Annotated in this window: 15 protein-coding genes and 3 tRNA genes; 9 read left to right on the top strand and 9 right to left on the bottom strand. The window is 62.1% G+C overall.

Going from position 1 to position 19,390, the window contains the following annotated elements:
- Positions 1 to 20: 20 nt before the first annotated feature.
- The 5 genes from K4A76_RS17360 to K4A76_RS17380 all read right to left on the bottom strand — a co-directional run bounded on the left by K4A76_RS17360 (position 21) and on the right by K4A76_RS17380 (position 4,164).
- Positions 21 to 767 carry a YebC/PmpR family DNA-binding transcriptional regulator gene (locus tag K4A76_RS17360; RefSeq protein ID WP_029888029.1) on the bottom strand — a complete coding sequence of 249 codons (747 nt, stop codon included), beginning with the start codon at positions 765 to 767 and terminating at the stop codon, positions 21 to 23.
- Positions 768 to 880: 113 nt separating this feature from the next.
- Positions 881 to 2,656 carry an aspartate--tRNA ligase gene (gene aspS, locus K4A76_RS17365; RefSeq protein ID WP_029888030.1) on the bottom strand — a complete coding sequence of 592 codons (1,776 nt, stop codon included), beginning with the start codon at positions 2,654 to 2,656 and terminating at the stop codon, positions 881 to 883.
- A 93-nt stretch (positions 2,657 to 2,749) separates the two neighbouring features.
- Entirely contained in the window at positions 2,750 to 2,971 is a 222-nt protein-coding gene (locus tag K4A76_RS17370; protein WP_003254776.1) for an FmdB family zinc ribbon protein, read from the bottom strand.
- 92 nt (positions 2,972 to 3,063) lie between these two features.
- Positions 3,064 to 3,393, bottom strand: coding sequence for a ribbon-helix-helix domain-containing protein (locus K4A76_RS17375; protein WP_009684046.1), 330 nt, complete (start codon positions 3,391 to 3,393; stop codon positions 3,064 to 3,066).
- 297 nt (positions 3,394 to 3,690) lie between these two features.
- Positions 3,691 to 4,164, bottom strand: coding sequence for a Dps family protein (locus K4A76_RS17380; protein WP_009684045.1), 474 nt, complete (start codon positions 4,162 to 4,164; stop codon positions 3,691 to 3,693).
- Positions 4,165 to 4,445: 281 nt separating this feature from the next.
- Between K4A76_RS17380 and K4A76_RS17385 the strand changes: the two genes are divergently transcribed.
- A complete protein-coding gene (locus K4A76_RS17385; protein ID WP_009684044.1) occupies positions 4,446 to 5,039 on the top strand; it encodes a cold-shock protein in 594 nt (197 codons plus the stop codon).
- Between the two features lie 88 nt (positions 5,040 to 5,127).
- Here K4A76_RS17385 and K4A76_RS17390 read toward each other — a convergent pair whose 3' ends face one another.
- Together K4A76_RS17390 and K4A76_RS17395 are read right to left on the bottom strand one after the other, a co-directional pair.
- Positions 5,128 to 5,334 (bottom strand): SlyX family protein, encoded by a 207-nt coding sequence (locus K4A76_RS17390; protein ID WP_029885229.1) that lies wholly within the window; start codon positions 5,332 to 5,334, stop codon positions 5,128 to 5,130.
- A 1-nt stretch (position 5,335) separates the two neighbouring features.
- Complete coding sequence (locus K4A76_RS17395; protein ID WP_274410792.1) at positions 5,336 to 5,755, bottom strand: HIT family protein; 420 nt, start codon at positions 5,753 to 5,755, stop codon at positions 5,336 to 5,338.
- Positions 5,756 to 6,445: 690 nt separating this feature from the next.
- Here K4A76_RS17395 and K4A76_RS17400 point away from each other — a divergent pair.
- The 3 genes from K4A76_RS17400 to K4A76_RS17410 all read left to right on the top strand — a co-directional run bounded on the left by K4A76_RS17400 (position 6,446) and on the right by K4A76_RS17410 (position 10,578).
- Positions 6,446 to 7,729 carry an OprD family porin gene (locus K4A76_RS17400; RefSeq protein ID WP_009684041.1) on the top strand — a complete coding sequence of 428 codons (1,284 nt, stop codon included), beginning with the start codon at positions 6,446 to 6,448 and terminating at the stop codon, positions 7,727 to 7,729.
- Between the two features lie 159 nt (positions 7,730 to 7,888).
- Positions 7,889 to 9,604: a proline--tRNA ligase gene (locus K4A76_RS17405; RefSeq protein WP_054911983.1), complete on the top strand. Its 1,716-nt coding sequence runs from the start codon at positions 7,889 to 7,891 to the stop codon at positions 9,602 to 9,604.
- A gap of 20 nt (positions 9,605 to 9,624) precedes the next feature.
- A complete protein-coding gene (locus tag K4A76_RS17410; RefSeq protein ID WP_054911984.1) occupies positions 9,625 to 10,578 on the top strand; it encodes a hypothetical protein in 954 nt (317 codons plus the stop codon).
- 135 nt (positions 10,579 to 10,713) lie between these two features.
- Here K4A76_RS17410 and dinB read toward each other — a convergent pair whose 3' ends face one another.
- On the bottom strand, positions 10,714 to 11,772 hold the full coding sequence (gene dinB / locus K4A76_RS17415) for a DNA polymerase IV (RefSeq protein ID WP_161892868.1): 1,059 nt from the start codon (positions 11,770 to 11,772) through the stop codon (positions 10,714 to 10,716).
- A 221-nt stretch (positions 11,773 to 11,993) separates the two neighbouring features.
- Here dinB and K4A76_RS17420 point away from each other — a divergent pair.
- The 5 genes from K4A76_RS17420 to K4A76_RS17440 all read left to right on the top strand — a co-directional run bounded on the left by K4A76_RS17420 (position 11,994) and on the right by K4A76_RS17440 (position 17,278).
- Positions 11,994 to 12,070 (top strand) — tRNA-Met (locus K4A76_RS17420).
- A 745-nt stretch (positions 12,071 to 12,815) separates the two neighbouring features.
- A tRNA-Met gene (locus K4A76_RS17425) sits at positions 12,816 to 12,892 on the top strand.
- 121 nt (positions 12,893 to 13,013) lie between these two features.
- Positions 13,014 to 13,090, top strand: a tRNA-Met gene (locus tag K4A76_RS17430).
- A gap of 253 nt (positions 13,091 to 13,343) precedes the next feature.
- Complete coding sequence (mprF, locus tag K4A76_RS17435) at positions 13,344 to 15,986, top strand: bifunctional lysylphosphatidylglycerol flippase/synthetase MprF (protein ID WP_274410793.1); 2,643 nt, start codon at positions 13,344 to 13,346, stop codon at positions 15,984 to 15,986.
- Positions 15,986 to 17,278: a virulence factor family protein gene (locus tag K4A76_RS17440; RefSeq protein ID WP_110679226.1), complete on the top strand. Its 1,293-nt coding sequence runs from the start codon at positions 15,986 to 15,988 to the stop codon at positions 17,276 to 17,278. Before mprF ends, K4A76_RS17440 begins: the two co-directional genes overlap by 1 nt.
- A 34-nt stretch (positions 17,279 to 17,312) precedes the next feature.
- Here the strand turns inward: K4A76_RS17440 and K4A76_RS17445 are convergent, their stop codons facing one another.
- Complete coding sequence (locus tag K4A76_RS17445) at positions 17,313 to 19,223, bottom strand: potassium transporter Kup (RefSeq protein ID WP_009682553.1); 1,911 nt, start codon at positions 19,221 to 19,223, stop codon at positions 17,313 to 17,315.
- Positions 19,224 to 19,390: the final 167 nt, after the last annotated feature.

Raw genomic sequence — 19,390 nt, forward strand, 5'->3', positions numbered from 1 at the left:
GCACAAAATGCCAAATCACCTTAGCCGAGGTTTTCCATGATCTCGTCGGAAATCTGGGCGTTGGAGTAGACGTTCTGCACGTCATCCAGGTCTTCGAGCATGTCGATCAGCTTGAGCACCTTCTCGGCACCCTCCTGGTCGAGTTCGGCACTGGTGGTCGGCTGCATCACGATTTCCGCGTCAGCGGCCTTGAAGCCGGCCTCTTCGAGGGCGTTCCGCACGGCATAGAAACTGTTGAACGAGGTGAATACCTCGAACGAACCGTCGTCGTTGGCTACCACGTCGTCGGCATCGGCCTCCATCGCCGCTTCCATCAACGCGTCTTCGTCCACGCCTGGCGCAAAGCTGAGCTGCCCCTTGCGCTCGAACAGGTAGGCCACCGAGCCATCGGTACCGAGGTTGCCGCCACACTTGGTAAAGGCATGGCGCACGGCGGCGGCGGTACGGTTGCGGTTGTCGGTCATGGCTTCGACCATGATCGCCACGCCACCCGGGCCGTAACCTTCGTAGCTGAGCTCTTCGACGTTGTCGCTTTCGTTGGTGCCAGCACCACGGGCCACGGCGCGGTCGATGATGTCGCGGCTCATGTTGGCGCCTAGGGCCTTGTCCAGCGCCAGGCGCAGGCGCGGGTTGGATGCCGGGTCAGGACCACCCTGCTTGGCAGCGACCGTCAGTTCGCGGATCCACTTGGTGAAGACCTTGCCTCTCTTGGCATCCTGGCGCTCTTTGCGGTGCTTGATATTCGCCCACTTGGAATGACCAGCCATAACGACTCCGTTTTCCTTGAATCACAAACAGCCCCGCCCCATGACGGGGCGGGACGGGAAAATGCCTGCGCCGAAACGCAAAGGCGCATCCATGTGGATGCGCCCGGGACTGCTTATTCGACCTTGGTCTGTTCACGCAGTCGGATGTGCAGCTCGCGCAGGGCCTTGGCGTCGACCAGGCCAGGGGCCTGGGTCATGACACACGCGGCGCTCTGGGTTTTCGGGAAGGCAATCACTTCACGAATCGACTGGGCGCCAGTCATCAGCATGACCAGGCGGTCCAGGCCGAAGGCCAGGCCACCGTGAGGCGGTGCACCGAACTTCAGGGCGTCGAGCAGGAAGCCGAATTTCTCTTCCTGTTCTTCGGCTTCGATACCCAGCAGGCGGAACACGGCCTGCTGCATCTCTTTGCGATGGATACGGATCGAACCGCCACCCAGCTCGGTACCGTTCAGGACCATGTCGTAGGCACGCGACAGCGCAGTAGCCGGGTTGGCCTCGAGCTCTTGCGGGGTGCACTTCGGCGCGGTGAACGGGTGGTGCAGCGCGGTGAAGCTGCCGTCTTCGTTCTCTTCGAACATCGGGAAGTCGACGACCCACATCGGTGCCCACTCGCAGGTCAGCAGCTCGAAGTCGTGGCCCAGGCGGATACGCAGCGCGCCCAGCGCTTCGCTGACCACCTTGAACTTGTCGGCACCGAAGAACACGATGTCGCCGTCTACGGCGCCAACGCGGTCGAGGATGGTGTTGAGGTTGGCCTCGGGGATGTTCTTGACGATCGGCGACTGCAGGCCTTCGACACCCTTGGCGCGCTCGTTGACCTTGATGTAGGCCAGGCCCTTGGCACCGTAGATGCCGACGAACTTGGTGTACTCGTCGATCTTGCTGCGCGGCATGCTGGCGCCGCCTGGCAGGCGCAGGGCGGTTACACGGCACTTCGGATCGTTGGCCGGGCCGGCGAACACCTTGAAGTCGACATCCTTGAGCTGGTCGGCAACGTCAACCAGTTCCAGCGGGTTACGCAGGTCTGGCTTGTCGGAACCGTAGCGGCGCATGGCTTCTTCGAAGGTCATGTGCGGGAATTCGCCGAATTCCAGGTCGAGCACTTCCTTGAACAGCTTGCGGATCATGCTTTCGGTCAGGCCCATGATCTCGTTTTCATCGAGGAAGCTGGTCTCGATGTCGATCTGGGTGAATTCCGGCTGGCGGTCGGCACGCAGGTCTTCGTCACGGAAGCACTTGGCGATCTGGTAGTAACGGTCGAAGCCGGCCACCATCAGCAGCTGCTTGAACAGCTGTGGCGACTGCGGCAGGGCGAAGAAGCTACCGGCGTGGGTACGGCTAGGTACCAGGTAGTCGCGCGCGCCTTCCGGGGTAGCACGGGTGAGGATTGGGGTTTCGACGTCGAGGAAGCCATTTTCGTCAAGGAAACGACGGATGCTGCTGGTGATGCGCGAGCGCAGGCGCAGCTTGTCGGCCATTTCCGGGCGACGCAGGTCGATGAAGCGGTAGCGCAGGCGGGTTTCTTCGCCGACGTCGGAGTACTCGTTCAGCGGGAACGGTGGCGTTTCTGCTTCGTTGAGCACGGTCAGCTGGTAGCCGAGGATTTCGATGGCACCGGACGCCATGTTGGCATTCACTGCACCCTCAGGGCGCTTGCGAACCTTACCGGTCAGCTGCACGACGTATTCGCTGCGCACGCGGTCTGCAGCGGCGAAAGTTTCGGCGCGATCCGGGTCGAACACGACCTGGGCCATGCCTTCGCGGTCACGGATATCGAGGAAGATCACCCCGCCGTGGTCGCGGCGCCGATGGACCCAGCCGCAAAGGGTGACTTCCTGGCCGTCCAGGCTCTCGTTCAGTTGGCCGCAATAATGGCTGCGCATCATGATGGTGGTTTCGCTTCTCGTGATTCGTGTATTCGGTGGAGGCCTTGGCCGCCCGGAGGGCTAATACTGCAAGACCCGGTCACAGCATTCAACTCAGTCGGCCTTGTCGCCGCCTGCCAGATTCTTTTTCGCCCCGGTCTTGAAGTCGGTTTCGTACCAACCGTTACCGCTCAGGCGGAAGCCTGGGACCGACAGCAGCTTCTTCAGCGCTGGCGCCTGGCAGGCCGGGCAATCGGTCAGCGGCGCGGCACTGATCTTCTGCAGCACTTCCATACGGTGCTCGCAGGATGCACATTGATAGTCATACAGGGGCATGGGTGTCTCTCGTCAACCAAAACGCTGGCTGCGGGGGCAGCAAAAAGCGGGATTATATATGGTTAGCAAGCACTGCGCAGCCCGCCAGGCGATCAGCGCGCACTTGGCGGGTTCTGCAGCCACGCCACGCAGATGACCCGGATCAGGCCGCTGAAGTTGCGCACGCCACCCTGGCGCAGGTGGATCTCGCGGTCAACGTAGGACAGGACCGCGCTGACCGAGCAACGGTTGGCGGCGGCAATGCGCTCGAGGATCTGCCAGTAGACGGCCTCCAGGCGCAGGCACGTGGAAAAGCCGTTGAGGCGCACGGAGCGCGACACCGGCTGGATCTGCAACATGTCGAAATCCGCCTTGAACGGATCGATGCACGGTTTCCCCGGCCAACGCCCCTGGCCGTTTACACGCTTGCTCGCTTGCATCATGCGCCACACTTCCTCGTCACAGGTACCAGGTGGCCTATGAAGCGCTGATGGGCGCGGTTAAAGCAGCGGCAAAGTGTTCCTGCACAAACACTGATTGTCATGCACGACGCGGCCCCTGTGGGAGCGGGCGAGCCCGCGAACACCGGCGTAGCCGGTGCCAGCCACCGCGCTGGATTCTTCGCGGGCACGCCCGCTCCCACAGGATCCGCGTCGTGCTTATGAATCGAGTTCTCTGCGCGACAGCGCAGCCCGTAGGGCTGTGTTATCTCCCACAGGGTTATGTGACAGCCTGGGTAATTATTTGCCGTCGAGCAGCACCCGCAGCATCCAGGCGGTCTTCTCGTGCACCTGCATGCGCTGGGTCAGCAGGTCGGCGGTCGGTTCGTCACTGACCTTGTCGACTACCGGGAAAATACTGCGCGCCGTGCGCACCACAGCCTCCTGCCCTTGCACCAACTGGCGGATCATCTCTTCCGCAGCGGGTACCCCTTCCTCCTCCTTGATGGACGAGTGCCGGGCATAGAATGCGTATGACCCCGGCGCCGGGAAGCCCAGGGCCCGGATGCGCTCGGCGATGGAATCCACCGCCAGCGCCAATTCGTTGTACTGCTCTTCGAACATCAGGTGCAGGGTGCGGAACGACGGCCCTGTGACGTTCCAGTGAAAGTTATGGGTTTTCAGATACAGCACGTAGGTATCCGACAACAAGCGGGACAGCCCATCAACGATGGATTTGCGATCTTCTTCACTGATACCGATATCGATTGCCATGAAGTTCCCCTTTGCATAAGGCTTGAGACTCAAGCGGGCGACGACCACTGTAGCAATACTTGGCGCCGGTCGCATGTGACATGGCGCAACACATCGCCCGCCGGGCGGCCTGCAGTTTGAGTAGCCTGCGGCTTTACTGTTAAATAGGCAGCGTGCCACCCGTGCGGACTGTTATTGCCGGGTGCATAGGCTGGCCTGCCACGTGTTTGCGCTTTACACCTCATGCGCACCGTGCTGCCCGCTCTTCCTGTGATCGGCCTTATCAACTGTGAGCCAACCCCATGTTCAAGATCGTCCATCTGGTGACGGGCGTGGCAGCTTTGCTGCTATCGCTCATACCCAGCCTGAAAACCGAAGCAACCCCCTTCCTCCTGCAACCCGACGCGGTCTACCTGGCACTGCTTGGCCTGCTCAACCTGGTCCTGGCGCCAGTCGTGCCCCTGTATTACCGAGGCGCGCGCCAGCAACTGCAGCACCTGGCCTGCGCCTTGCTGGTAGTTGCCGTGGTGCTACAGACCCTGACGCTGCTGGCCCGCCCGGAAATGGGCAACCTGGCAGCACTGGTCTGCGCCACGCTGGCCGTCGCCCTGCACCTGGCCGTGGGCTTTGCGCGCAGCCCGCGCAAGCCACGCAACAGCCAGCACACCGCCCCAGATACCGGCAACCGCGATACCGGCACCGTGAAGTGGTTCAATACGTCCAAAGGCTTTGGCTTCATCTCCCGTGATTCGGGTGATGATATCTTCGTGCACTTTCGCGCCATTCGCGGGGAGGGTCACCGCATCCTCGTCGAAGGCCAGCGCGTGGAATTCTCGGTGATGCACCGCGACAAAGGCCTGCAGGCCGAGGATGTGGTGGCCGTGACCCGCCGCTGATACCGCCAGCCCCAGCACGAATGCCCCCACAGGCCTGACGACCGCCCTGTGGGGCCCCCTGCACCCGATCAGAACAGTGATCAGCGCATCAATAATGCGGCGGCGGCGCCTCGTCCCCTTCGCTGCCGAATTGCCCCACCATTTCTTCATGACGCTTTATCAGCTCGGCCACCTGCAACTGCAGGCGCTCGATCACCTTCGCCTGCTCGACCACCACATCATTCAATGCCTGGAGAGTGTCATCCTGGAAGGCCTGGCGGGTTTCCAGTTCGATCATGCGCATTTCCAGTGACATGTCAGGCCTCCTGATAACCGGCCAGCCCCAAGTCGCGCACGCGCTGGCGCACCGCCTGCAGCTGGGCATTGGTATAGGCCACTGGCGGGCACTTGCCCCAGACCGGGGCGGGCCAGGCAGCGTCGTCACGCCGGCGCACGATCACGTGCATGTGCAACTGGCTTACCACATTGCCCAAAGTTGCCACATTCATCTTGTCGGCGCGGTAGCTGGCCTTCAGCGCTGCTGCCAACTGGGTGGTCTCCTGCCAGAGCTGCTGCTGCTCGTGCGCATTCAACTCGAACAGCTCGCTCACCTCAGCACGCTTGGGCACCAAAATGAACCATGGGTAATTGGCATCCTTGCTCAGCAGCAGCTGGCACAGCGCAAACTCCCCCAGCACCAGGGAATCCTGCTGCAGACGCGAATCGAGGACGAACACGGCATATCTCCTTAAGACAAAACGACCCGCATGGCGCGGAAAACATGGGTGGCAAGAATACCCTGCACAATCCCGGTAACACAGCGCTACTTTTCGCACCAAAATGAGGCCATCTACCCACCCCTCCCGCACCTGCCACCCCACAAACTACTCTGGATGAACAAATGGCGGTAACACATTGACTTTTATGAGCGCGCTTTAAATTTTAATGATTCTCGAACTCAACAATACCAAAACGGCGCTCGACCCCGTGTTTACGGCACTTTCCGACCCTCGGTAGGGGGTTTTGTGAAAATTTCATGAACTGTTGCGAATTTTGAGCACGCTTGTTGCATTCCTTTCACGCCAAGTCGGCACGGCATCTGCAATGGCAGGTGTACGCGACAAATAACAACAGCGGCATTGGTTACCAGGGAGTTTCTTCAGCTGGCGTCGGTAGTTACCGATTCATGGCGGCTAAAGAAGCAGCGCTGGGGTTATACGGCCCTATATTGGGGCGTGATTTGCGACATGGAAATACCTGAACGCGACATGGTGGAAAAGTTCCGTAAAGAGTCTCTATCGCCATATCGCCAAGAACAGTCAGCGTGCTATACATTTTCGCCGACATAACAAGAAAGAGCTGCTCCATATAACTAAAACACTTGGACGCAGCGGTACTCTTCCTAAAAACCAAAGGAGCAAATCACGATGCGCGTGATGAAGTGGAGCATGATCGCCCTGGCCGTTACGGCAGGGACCTCGCAGTTGGCAATGGCCTCCGCACAAGATGAGTCCAAAGGTTTCATCGAAGACAGCAAGCTGAACGTCAAGACCCGCATGCTGTATTTCAGCCGTGACTTCCGCAACAACGCGCCTGGCAGCCAGAGCCGCGTGGAAGAAACCGGCCTTGGCTTCCTGGGCACCTTCGAATCCGGCTTCACCCAAGGCACCGTAGGCTTCGGCGTCGACGCCATCGGCATGCTCGGCCTGAAGCTGGACAGCGGCCGCGGCCGCGCCGGCACCGGCCTGTTCCCGACTGGCTCGGACGGTCGCTCGCAAGATGATTACTCGGAAGCGGGCGGCGCTGTGAAAATGCGCATCTCCAACACCGTACTGAAGTGGGGCGACCAGTTCACCGCACTGCCAGTATTCGCAACCGACGACAGCCGCTTGCTGCCAGAAGTTGCCGAAGGTGGCCTGATCACCAGCAACGAAATCGACGGCCTGACCCTGCACGCTGGTCACTTCACTGCGCTGAACGCCCAGGCCCAGACTTACCACGACAGCCTGCGGCTGACCGAGGCCAATGTCTTTGGTGGCACCTATGCCCTCTCCGACAACCTCAGCACCAGCGTTTACTACTCGCGTGTCGAAGACCACTTCCGCAAGTGGTACGGCAATATCAACTGGGCGCTGCCGATCAGCGACAAGCAAGGCCTGGTGTTCGACTTCAACATCTATGACACCAAGTCCATCGGCAACAACCTGACCGGTGCATTCGTCAGCAAGTCCGACGGCAGCAACGAACTGGACAACATCGCAGCCAGCCTGTCGGCCGCGTACAACGTCGGCGCCCACACCTTCACCCTGGCCTACCAGAAGGTCACCGGTGACGGCGATTACGCCTACGGTGTAGACGGTGGCGGCACGGTCTTCCTGGCCAACTCCGTGGCGCGCTCCGACTTCAACGCCGAAGACGAAAAATCCTGGCAGGCTCGCTACGACCTGAACTTCGCTGAATTCGGCGTACCCGGCCTGACCTTCATGACCCGCTATGTACGTGGTACCGGTGCAACCACCCGCACCACCGACAGCGGCAAGGAATGGGAACGCGACATCGACGTCAAGTACGTGATGCAGAGCGGCCCGGCCAAGGACCTGAGCTTCCGCGTCCGTCAAGCCACCTACCGTTCGGCCGATGGCGTTTACTACGGTTCGCCTTCGATCGACGAACTGCGCCTGATCGTGGAGTACCCGCTGAGCATCCTGTAAGCCTGGCTTGCAGTGCCCCGCACCTGAAAAGCCCGGCGACCACGCCGGGCTTTTTCTTGGCTGACAAGCGTCACGCCCTGGGGCATCCTGTACGCCTTCGTTTCACCCCCGTACAATGCGGGGCTATTTCAACGTCTTAGGCAATCGACACGGCTAACCATGCGCACCAGTCAATATTTGCTCGCCACCCAGAAAGAAACCCCTGCCGATGCAGTGGTCATCAGCCATCAGCTCATGCTGCGTGCCGGCATGATCCGCAAACTGGCCTCCGGCCTGTACACCTGGCTGCCGATGGGCCTGCGGGTAATGCGCAAGGTCGAGGCCGTGGTGCGTGAGGAAATGAACGCCGCCGGTGCCCTCGAAGTGCTGATGCCAAGCATCCAGCCCGCCGAGTTGTGGCAGGAGTCCGGCCGCTGGGAACAATACGGCCCGGAACTGCTGCGCCTCAAAGACCGCCATCAGCGTGACTTCTGTGTCGGCCCAACCCACGAAGAAGTGATCACCGACCTGGCCCGTAACGAGCTGTCCAGCTATAAACAGCTGCCGCTCAACATGTACCAGATCCAGACCAAATTCCGCGATGAAATCCGCCCGCGCTTCGGCCTGATGCGTGGCCGCGAGTTCATCATGAAAGACGCCTACTCGTTCCATGCCGACCAGGCTTCCTTGCAGGAAACCTATGACCGCATGCACCAGGCCTACAGCAACATATTCACGCGCCTGGGCCTGGACTTCCGCCCAGTGCAGGCTGACACCGGCTCGATCGGCGGCAGCTACTCGCACGAATTCCACGTACTGGCCGAGTCTGGCGAAGACGACGTGATTTTCAGCGACAGCTCCGACTACGCCGCCAACATCGAAAAGGCCGAGGCCATCCCACGGGAAACCGTGCGCCCTGCGCCTACCGAAGAGCTGCGCCTGGTCGACACGCCAAACGCCAAGACCATCGCCCAGTTGGTGGAAAACTTCGGCCTGCCGATCGAGAAAACCGTCAAGACCCTGATCGTGCGCGGCGCCGAAGAGGGCAAGCTGGTGGCCCTGATCGTTCGTGGCGACCACGAGCTGAACGAAATCAAGGCCACCAAGCTGGAGCAGGTTGCCGACCCGCTGGTAATGGCCACCGAAGCCGAACTGCGCGAGGCAATCGGTGCCGGCGCCGGCTCGCTGGGCCCACTGAACCTGCCGCTGGAATGCATCATCGACCGCTCGGTGGCGCTGATGAGCGATTTCGGTATTGGTGCCAACATCGACGACAAGCACTATTTCGGCGTGAACTGGGAGCGCGACCTGCCAGTGCCACAGGTAGCCGACCTGCGCAATGTGGTTGAAGGCGACCCGAGCCCGGACGGCCAAGGCACCCTGATCATCAAGCGTGGCATCGAAGTCGGGCATATCTTCCAGCTGGGCACCAAGTACAGCGAAGCGCTGAAGTGCCAGGTACTGGGCGAGAACGGCAAGCCGGTCGTGCTGTCGATGGGTTGCTACGGCATCGGTGTATCGCGCGTGGTGGCAGCCGCCATCGAGCAGAGCTACGACGACAAAGGCATCATCTGGAACGACGCCCTGGCCCCGTTCCAGATTGCCCTGGTACCGCTGCGCTACGAAACCGAAGCGGTTCGCGAGGCAACCGACAAGCTGTACGCCGAACTGACCGCCGCCGGCTACGAAGTACTGCTGGACGACCGCGACAAGAAGACCAGCCCCGGCATCAAGTTCGCCGATATGGAGCTGATCGGCATCCCGCACCGCATCGTGGTCAGCGATCGCGGCCTGGCCGAAGGCAACCTGGAGTACAAGCACCGCACCGAGCAGGACGCCCAGCCGTTGCCGCTCAATGAAGTGCTGACCTTCCTGCAGGCCCGCGTTCGCCGCTGATAACCAATGCACGAGTAATCATGTTCAAGCGAAGTACCTTTACCCGGGGGGGCGCCGCACTGTGCGGCGCACTGCTCGTCAGCGGCTGCGCCAACCAGATGTCCCAGCGCAGCGACCATGAAGAGCGCGTGGAGCGCAAACTGCTCGCCCACACCCTGCAGATCGATGTCGGCGAGCCGAAGGTGATGGAGCTGCCGCAACGGCGTGTGCGCGTGCATGAGCAAAAGCGTTTCGAAGTGACCGAATTCGAAGTCACCCGCCGCTATGATCGCTACACGCCTTACCAGCCCTGGCGGGAGATCTACGAGATCCCGCTGGGTGCGGTGGCCGTTGTGGCGGGGGTTGGCGCCAACGTGGTCAATGTCTTCGCTTTGGGCAACCTGCCGCAAAGCATGACCCACGACTGGCTCAGCTATGGGGTGGACGGGCTCAACCCGTTCATGAACGTAGCGTCCAATGGCCGCGCCCAGCAGAACCTCGCCGGGATCAGCGAAGTGCAGAAAGGCCAGCGTGAAGAATCCACCAGCATGCCGTGGAGCGAACGCTTGGTCGAGGTCAAGGCTGGCAAAATGACTCACGAGCTGACCACCGACCGTAGCGGCGTGCTGCGCCTGAACCTGCTGGACAGCCCGTTTTCGGAGCAGAACCTCAACCACGTCGGCACCCTGCACCTGCAAGTGCTCGACGAGGACAACGGGGTCCGTGGCGACGCCAGCCTGCTGGTCAGCGCCACCCTGCGCAACAAGCTGCATGAGGCCCATGAGCTGATCTTCGATGACCTCGAAGATGACGATGTCAGCCAGTGGGTACACCGGGTCAAGCGCCTGTCCGAGTTGGGCCTTGAAGAAGAAGCCAGCGAAATGGAACAGAGCCTGATCGAGCTGACCCGCAACGACCCGGAACTGCAGCAGGAGTTTCTGCAGTCGCTGACCAAGGCTACCGGGCGATTGGTGGCTGACCCGGGGGCGCAATAACCCGGCCTCTATCGCGATTACCGTGTAGGAGCGGCCTCGCGTCGCGATGGGCTGCGCAGCAGCCCCAGGCATTCGGCATTGCTGCTTGAATTGCCGGGGCTGCTGCGCCGACCACCGCGGCGCAAGGCCGCTTCTTTATATAGGCGCAAACAGCTCCAGCTGTTCATGCGCCCCGCGCAGATCGCGCAACCTTACCCCTACCCCCAATAAACGCACCGGCTTGCCACCGCGGGCGAACGCCTGCCCCAGCAATTGCCGGTAACTTTCCAGGTCCCTGCCCGCCCCGGCCTGTTCCAGCGTGGTTTGGCTGAAGTCATGGAACTTGACCTTGACGAAGGGTTTCTCTGGCCGGTAACTGCTGTCCATGCGGGCGATGCGTTCGTTCAGGCTTTCCAACAGTTCCGGCAAACGCGCCAGGCAACTGGCCAGGTCCGGCAGGTCGGTGTCGTAAGTATTTTCCACGCTGACCGACTGGCGCCGGCTATCGTTGTGCACCGCACGCTCGTCAATACCTCGCGCCAGCCCCCACAACCGCTCACCGAAACTACCGAACTCGCGCACCAGCGCCAGACGCGACCAGTCACGCAGTTGCAGGCAGGTTTCGATACCCAGGCGCGTCAGTTTGTCTGCCGTGACTTTGCCCACGCCGTGCAGCCTGGCCACTGGCAAGGCCGCAACGAATGCCTCGACCTCATCGGGGGTAATCACGAACAGCCCGTTGGGCTTGCGCCAGTCGCTGGCGATCTTGGCCAGGAACTTGTTTGGCGCCACCCCCGCCGACACGGTGATATGCAGGGTACGCGCGACTCGCCGGCGAATATCCTCGGCAATACGGGTGGCGCTGCCCGAATACCATTGGCTGTCGCTGACATCCAGGTAGGCCTCGTCCAACGACAAGGGCTCGATCAGCTCGGTGTAGTCTCGAAAGATGGCATGAATTTCCCGCGAGGCTTCGCGATAGGCCTCGAAACGCGGCTTGACGATCAACAAGTCCGGGCACAGTTTCAGCGCGTGGCGCGATGCCATGGCCGAGCGCACACCGTAGGCACGCGCTTCATAATTACAGGTGGCGATCACGCCACGGCGCTCTGCCGAGCCGCCCACTGCCATGGGCCGCCCGGCCAGGCGCGGGTCGTCACGCATCTCGATCGCGGCATAGAAGCAATCGCAGTCAACGTGGATGATCTTGCGCAAAGACATGGATGACCGTCAGCACTGTAAATTCATACAGATAGTATCGCATGGGGCCGCCCGTTCAACAGCTGGCCCGCGTGCCCACGCGATAATCGGCCTGAAAGGCCCGCCGCGCCTGAGCCGCATGCAGGTGTGATGCGCTAAGGGTTTGAACAAAAAAGGTTTTTTCAAAACAATTGCTTGACACCAGCGCGCAAATCCGTAGAATTCGATCTCACAGGCGCGGGATGGAGCAGCCTGGTAGCTCGTCGGGCTCATAACCCGAAGGTCGTCGGTTCAAATCCGGCTCCCGCAACCAGTTTCGAGAAAAGGCCACTGTTCACGCAGTGGCCTTTTTCTTTGCCCTGCCCTCGCCCCAGAGCCCCGCTCAACTCGCTTGATGTAGGAGCGGCTTCAGCCGCGAATGCGGTGATGGCTGCAACGTTGAATACCCAGGAAATCACGCCAGCAGGCCCGGCACCTTCGCGGGTGAACCCGCTCCTACGTCGGGCGGTGTCGAGCCGCAGATATGTGCCGACCACCGAAAGGTGGGCCTTTTTTGTTTCCAGCCCACGCCCCAGAGGCCCGCTCAACTCGCCCGATGTAGGAGCGGCTTCAGCCGCGAATGCGGTGGTGGCTGCAACGTTGAATACCCAGGAAATCACGCCAGCAGGCCCGGCCCCTTCGCGGGTGAACCCGCTCCTACGTCGGGCGGTGTCGAGCCGCAGATATGTGCCGACCACCGAAAGGTGGGCCTTTTTTGTTTCCAGCCCACGCCCCAGAGCCCCGCTCAACTCGCCCGATGTAGGAGCGGCTTCAGCCGCGAATGCGGTGGTGGCTGCAACGGTGAATACCCAGGAAATCACGCCAACAGGCCCGGCCCCTTCGCGGGTGAACCCGCTCCTACGTCGGGCGGTGTCGAGCCGCAGATATGTGCCGACCACCGACCACCGAAAGGAGGGCCTTTTTTGTTTCCATGAAAAAGCGATTTTCCAAAAAGTCTCGGTAAATCAAAAAGTAGCGCTTGACACACACGCTGCACACTGTAGAATTCGCCCCACTGACGCGGGATGGAGCAGCCTGGTAGCTCGTCGGGCTCATAACCCGAAGGTCGTCGGTTCAAATCCGGCTCCCGCAACCAGATTCAAGATAAGGCCACTGTTAACACAGTGGCCTTTTTCTTTGCGCTTGAAAAAGATCTCGAGCCAGAGCGTGAAAACACTTGACACCAGACCGGCAAACTGTAGAATGCGCACCTCTGACGCGGGATGGAGCAGCCTGGTAGCTCGTCGGGCTCATAACCCGAAGGTCGTCGGTTCAAATCCGGCTCCCGCAACCATATTCGTCAGAACAAACCCCGCCTGTGTAACAGCAGCGCGGGGTTTGTTGCGTTTGTCTCCTGCCGCTCGTATGACCGGGTCTACCTACCCAACCTGCGGTGTTGAGGGCTCATCCTCAGGATGAACTATCTTTAACGCTGCCGGACGACTGCAAGTCATGTTGTCCGGAGTAATATCCGGATACGTTTTCCAAAGGGACTTTCACTTGGCCGCACCTCTCCTCCACCTCGCGCTGCTTGCCCGGGGCAATTCATGACTACGCACAACCCCGAACCCCAGGTACCGCTCGCCACGGTGCTGCCAGGTGCCGTACAGCGCCTGCCGTTGCTCGAACGCCTGAGCCGCTACCGCCAGCCCATCGGCCTTGCGGTGACCCTGCTGCTGTTCACCATGGCCCTGATCGCTTGCCGCCACTTGCTCAGCGAGCTGGACATCTACGCCTTGCACGACGCCATGCTCAGTGTGCCGGCGCAGTCGCTGCTGGGCGCTTTTGTCGCGACGGTGGTCGGCTTCGTGATCCTGCTGGGCTATGAGTGGTCGGCCAGCCGCTATGCCGGGGTGAAGCTGCCGGCACCTACCCTGGTGCTGGGTGGTTTCAGTGCGTTCGCCATCGGCAACGCCATCGGCCTGTCGATGCTCTCGGGCGGCTCGGTGCGCTACCGCTTGTACGCCCGCCATGGGCTGGGCGCTGGCGAGGTCGCACGCATGACCGTTTTTGCCAGCCTGTCGCTGGGCTGCGCGCTTCCGCCCCTGGCCGCCCTGGCGACCTTGAGCGATCTGCGGGCTGCATCCAGCGCACTTGGCCTGGCCCAGGGCCTGCTGGCAGGCATCGCCAGTGCGGTGCTGGTCGCCTCTGCCCTGCTGGTCATCGGCTTGTACCGTCGGCGCCTTGCCGAACAGCCACTGGCCAATAACCTGCTGGTACAACTGGGGCGCCGCACCTTGCGCCTGCCGGATGCCCGCCTGACTCCCCTGCAACTGCTGATCACTGCACTGGATGTGGCAGCTGCCGCTACCGTGCTGTACCTGCTGCTGCCCGAAGCGCCCCCGTTCGGCGCGTTCGTGCTGGTGTATCTGCTGGCCTTGGCGGCAGGTGTGCTCAGCCATGTACCGGGCGGGGTCGGGGTGTTCGAGGCGATCCTGCTGGCGGCCTTTGCCAACCAGCTGGGTGCGGCGCCGCTGGCTGCCGCATTGCTGCTGTACCGGTTGATCTACGTAGTGGTGCCGCTGCTGCTGGCCTGCGTGTTGCTGTTGGCCAACGAAGCCCGGCGCCTGCTGTTCGCCCAGCAGGCCATGAAGGCCGCCTCGGGCCTGGCTGCGCCTATCCTGTCGATCCTGGTGTTCCTGTCTGGTGTGGTGTTGCTGTTCTCCGGCGCCACCCCGGAAATCGACACGCGCCTGGAGCACATGGGCTTTCTGGTGCCACACCGGCTGATCGATGCATCGCACTTCGGCGCCAGCCTGATCGGCGTGCTGTGCCTGCTGCTGGCCCAAGGCCTGCGTCGGCGCCTGTCGGCCGCCTGGATGCTGACAATCGTATTGTTGCTGGTCGGTGCCCTGCTGTCGTTGCTCAAAGGCTTCGACTGGGAAGAGGCCAGCCTGCTGACCTTTACTGCCACCTTGCTCGCCGTGTTCCGGCGCTCGTTCTACCGCCCCAGCCGGTTGATGGAGCTGCCCTTCTCGCCGGTATTTCTGGTTGCAAGTGCCTGTGTTGTCGGGGCCTCGGTGTGGCTGCTGCTGTTCGCCTACCAGGATGTGCCCTACAGCCATCAGCTGTGGTGGCAGTTCACCCTCGACGCCGACGCCCCCCGCGGCCTGCGCGCCGCCATGGGCAGCGCCTTGCTGTTGGCGGCCCTGGCACTGACCTGGCTGCTGCGCACCGCACCACCGGTGATCCATTTGCCTGACGAAGAAGAACTGCAGCGTGCCAACCGCATTCTGCTGGCTTCCGACCAGCCTGACGGCGGCCTGGCACTCACCGGCGACAAGGCCTTGCTGTTCCACCCACGGGACAATGCCTTCCTCATGTACGCCCGGCGCGGCCGTAGCCTGGTGGCACTGTACGACCCGATCGGCCCGGCCCAGGAACGGGCCGAGATGATCTGGCAGTTCCGCGACCTGTGCGACCTGCACCATGCGCGGCCGGTGTTCTACCAGGTACGCGCGGAAAACCTGCCGTTCTACATGGACATTGGCTTGACCGCGCTGAAACTGGGTGAAGAGGCCCGGGTCGACTTGCGCCGCTTCGACCTCGAAGCCAAGGGCAAGGAAATGAAGGACCTGCGTTATACCTGGAACCGCGGCGGACGCGATGGCCTGAGCCTGGAAATCCACGAGCCTGGCCATGCACCGCTGGCAGAACTGAAGGAAATCTCCGACGCCTGGCTAGGCGGCAAGAACGTACGCGAGAAAGGCTTCTCGCTGGGACGCTTCAGCCCGGACTACCTGCAGCACTTCCGGATTGCCCTGATTCGCTTCCAGGGCCGCCCGGTGGCCTTTGCCAACCTGCTGGAAACCCACAGCCACGAACTGGCGAGCCTGGACCTGATGCGCGCCCACCCCGAGGCCCCCAAGCTGACCATGGAGTACATGATGATCGGCTTGATCTTGCACTATAAAAGCCGTGACTACGGGCGCTTCAGCCTGGGTATGGTGCCGCTCTCCGGCCTGCAGCCACGGCGTGGCGCGCCATTGACCCAGCGCCTGGGCTCACTGGTGTTCCGCCGTGGTGAGCAGCTTTACAACTTCCAGGGGCTCCGGCGCTTCAAGGACAAGTTCCAACCGGACTGGGAACCCCGCTACATGGCCGTGCCAGCCGGGCTCGACCCGCTGGTGGCACTGGCCGACACTGCCGCCCTCATTGCTGGCGGCCTGACTGGATTGGTGAAACGTTGATGACCCGACGCTATTGGCTGTACCTGCTCGTTCCCCTGTTGCTGGCTGCCCTGGGTGGCGGGCTGGCGTTCTGGCTGTGGACGCGCCCTGCCCCAGAGGCGCACCTGGAACAAATGAGCATCAATGACACCCCCATTACCCGGGTGACGCCAGGCGTGCACCCCAAAGTCAGCGTGGCCATCGGCGTGCCTCAGGACCAGGCGCTGAGCGACAAGCAACTGCTGGACCTGGCCCAGGCTGGCGAAGCGCAGCTGGTGCAGGTGATCCTGCCACCGAACGATTGCAGCAAGCAGCAACAGGCGCTGGACCAGGCCCTGAAGCAATTGCCGGCAAAACCCGACGTGGTCGCCGGTATCGGCCCTGGTGCCGCCCAGGCCTGGCGCTGGCTGGCCGGGCAGAGCGATGACAAGGCCCGCGCCATTTCCGTAGGCTTTGCCCTTGAGCAGCCCGGCTGCCAGGCGCCGTTGCCCAAATCGGCGGCGCATGGCCACTGGAGCGTGGCCTGGAACGACAACCCGGACGACGCCAGCGCCGCCTTCGTGCGTGACCAGGCCAATGCCGAAACCAGCATCAGCGATTATGATATCCACCTGCCGCAGGTGCTCAAGGCGCAACTGACCCAGGCCTTGCTCGGCCACGATGGCAACGCGCTGCCAGTCCCGGTAGTCGAGGTGCCGGCCGGGCAAACCACCGATACCGTCACCCTGTTCCTTTCCGGCGATGGCGGCTGGCGCGACCTGGACCGCGACGTCGCTGGCGAAATGGCCAAGCTGGGCTACCCGGTGGTGGGCATCGACACACTGCGCTATTACTGGCAGCACAAAACCCCCGAACAAAGCGCTGCCGACCTGTCCGAACTGATGCAGCACTATCGCCAGAAATGGGGCACCAAGCGCTTCGTGCTTGCCGGCTATTCATTCGGTGCCGACGTACTGCCGGCGATCTACAACCGCCTGCCGGCCGAAGACCAGCAGCGTATCGACGCCGTGGTGCTGCTGGCCTTTGCCCGCAGTGGCAGTTTCGAAATCGAAGTCGAGGGCTGGCTGGGCAAGGAAGGCCAGGAAGCGCCAACCGGGCCGGAAATGGCCAAGCTGCCTGCCTCCAAGGTGGTGTGTGTGTATGGCGTCGAGGAAGCCGACGAAAGCGGCTGCACCGATGGCACGGCTGTTGGCGAGCGCATGAAGCTGCCCGGCGGCCACCACTTCGACGAGAACTACCCGGCGCTGGCCAAGCGCTTGATTGGTGAGATCGAGACGCGCCAAGGCAAGGCAAGCGTGGCTGAGCAGAACTGACAAAAATCGGGGCCGCTTTGCGGCCCCTTGCCAATCAGATCTCGACCTGGGTCCCCAGCTCGATCACCCGGTTCAGCGGCAGGTTGAAGAAGCGCAGGTTGCCGTTGGCATTCTTCAGCAGGAAGGCGAACAGGTTGCCACGCCAGCGCGACATCCCCTCGAGCCGTGAGGCGATCACCGTCTCACGGCTGAGGAAGTACGTGGTGCGCATAGGGGTGAAGTCCAGGCCATCCAGATGGCACAGTTTCAACGCCGCCGGTACGTCCGGCTCGTCCATGAAGCCAAAATGCAGCAGCACGCGGAAGAAGCCGTCACCATAGGCTTCCACTTCGAAGCGCTCGTGCTCCGGCACCCGCGGCCGGTCCTCGCTGACCACCGTCAACAACACCACCTGGCTATGCAGCACCTGGTTGTGCAGCATGTTGTGCAGTAGCGCATGCGGCACGGCATCGGAACGCGCGGTCAGGAACACCGCCGTGCCTTCGACCCGGTGCGGTGGCTGAATGCGGATACTGCTGATGAACAACGGCAGCGGCAATGCCCCTTCGTCGATGCGCTCGACCAGGATCTGCTTGCCACGCTTCCAGGTGCTCATCAGCAGGTACAGCACGCCCCCAGCCAGCACCGGGAAGGCGCCACCCTGGACAATTTTCGGCACGTTGGCGGCAAAGAACAGCCCGTCGACCAGCAGGAAACCGACCAGAATCGGCACCGCCAGCAGCGGCGGCCACTTCCACAGCAGCAGCATCACCGCCGACACCAGGATCGTGGTCATCAGCATGGTCCCGGTTACCGCAACGCCGTAGGCTGCCGCCAGCGCCCCGGAGGACTCGAAACCGATCACCAGCAGTACCACACCCACCATCAGGGTCCAGTTCACCGCACCGATATAGATCTGCCCTTGCTCGTCGCTGGAGGTGTGCTGGATCTGCATGCGCGGGATATAACCCAGCTGGATGGCCTGGCGGGTCAAGGAGAAGGCCCCGGAAATCACTGCCTGCGAGGCGATGACCGTGGCCAGGGTGGCCAGGCCGACCAACGGCAACAGCGCCCAGCCCGGTGCCAGCAGGTAGAACGGGTTACGGGCCGCATCCGGATCCTGCAGCAGGAGCGCGCCCTGGCCAAAATAGTTGAGCACCAGCGCCGGCAGCACCAGGATGAACCAGGCACGGGCGATAGGCTTGCGGCCAAAATGGCCCATGTCGGCATACAATGCCTCGGCACCGGTCAGCGCCAGCACCACCGCACCCAGAATGGCCACCCCCATCCCCGGGTGCACCACGAAGAAGTTGACCGCCCAGCCGGGGTTGAAGGCCTTGAGCACTTCCGGGCTTTGCGAAATGCCGTGCACGCCCAGTGCACCGAGCACCACGAACCAGGTGACCATGATCGGGCCGAACAGCTTGCCGATCTTCTCGGTACCGTGCTTCTGCACCAGGAACAGGGCCACCAGCACCACCAGCGAAATCGGCACCACCCAGTGGTCGATACCGTCGAAGGCCAGGCCCATGCCCTCTACCGCCGACAGCACCGACACCGCCGGGGTGATCATGCTGTCACCATAGAACAGCGAAGCGCCGATCAGGCCACAGATCACCATCAGTGTGCGCAGCCGCGGGTAGGCCGCCGTAGCCCGCCGCGCCAGCGCAGTCAGGGCCATGGTGCCGCCCTCGCCCTGGTTGTCGGCGCGCAGGATGAACATCACGTACTTGAACGACACCACCCACAGCAGCGACCAGAGGATCAGCGACAGGATCCCCAGTACGCCGTCATGGTTGACCGGCACCCCATAACCACCGGTAAAGACTTCCTTCAGGGTATACAGCGGGCTGGTGCCGATATCGCCATAAACCACCCCGACCGCTGCCACGAGCAGGCCCAGCGACCGCGTCGCACCCTGCTTACCCTCGTGCCCGCCCTCAGCGTGACTGCTTGCCTGAACCATCGACCACTCCCGCAGACGGCCATTACGGCCTTTCAGTATTCACTCTGCGACCAAGCACTCACTGCAGCTTGGCGCAACGGCGCGAAGCATAGCGCAGCGTTCGTCGTATTTCTGCTGGTCAAGCGTCCCTGCGCTCGCTAGAATTGCGCACTTTTTGATCAGAGGCG

This window comes from Pseudomonas sp. NEEL19 (genome assembly GCF_028751975.1).
Lineage (GTDB): Bacteria > Pseudomonadota > Gammaproteobacteria > Pseudomonadales > Pseudomonadaceae > Aquipseudomonas > Aquipseudomonas juntendi.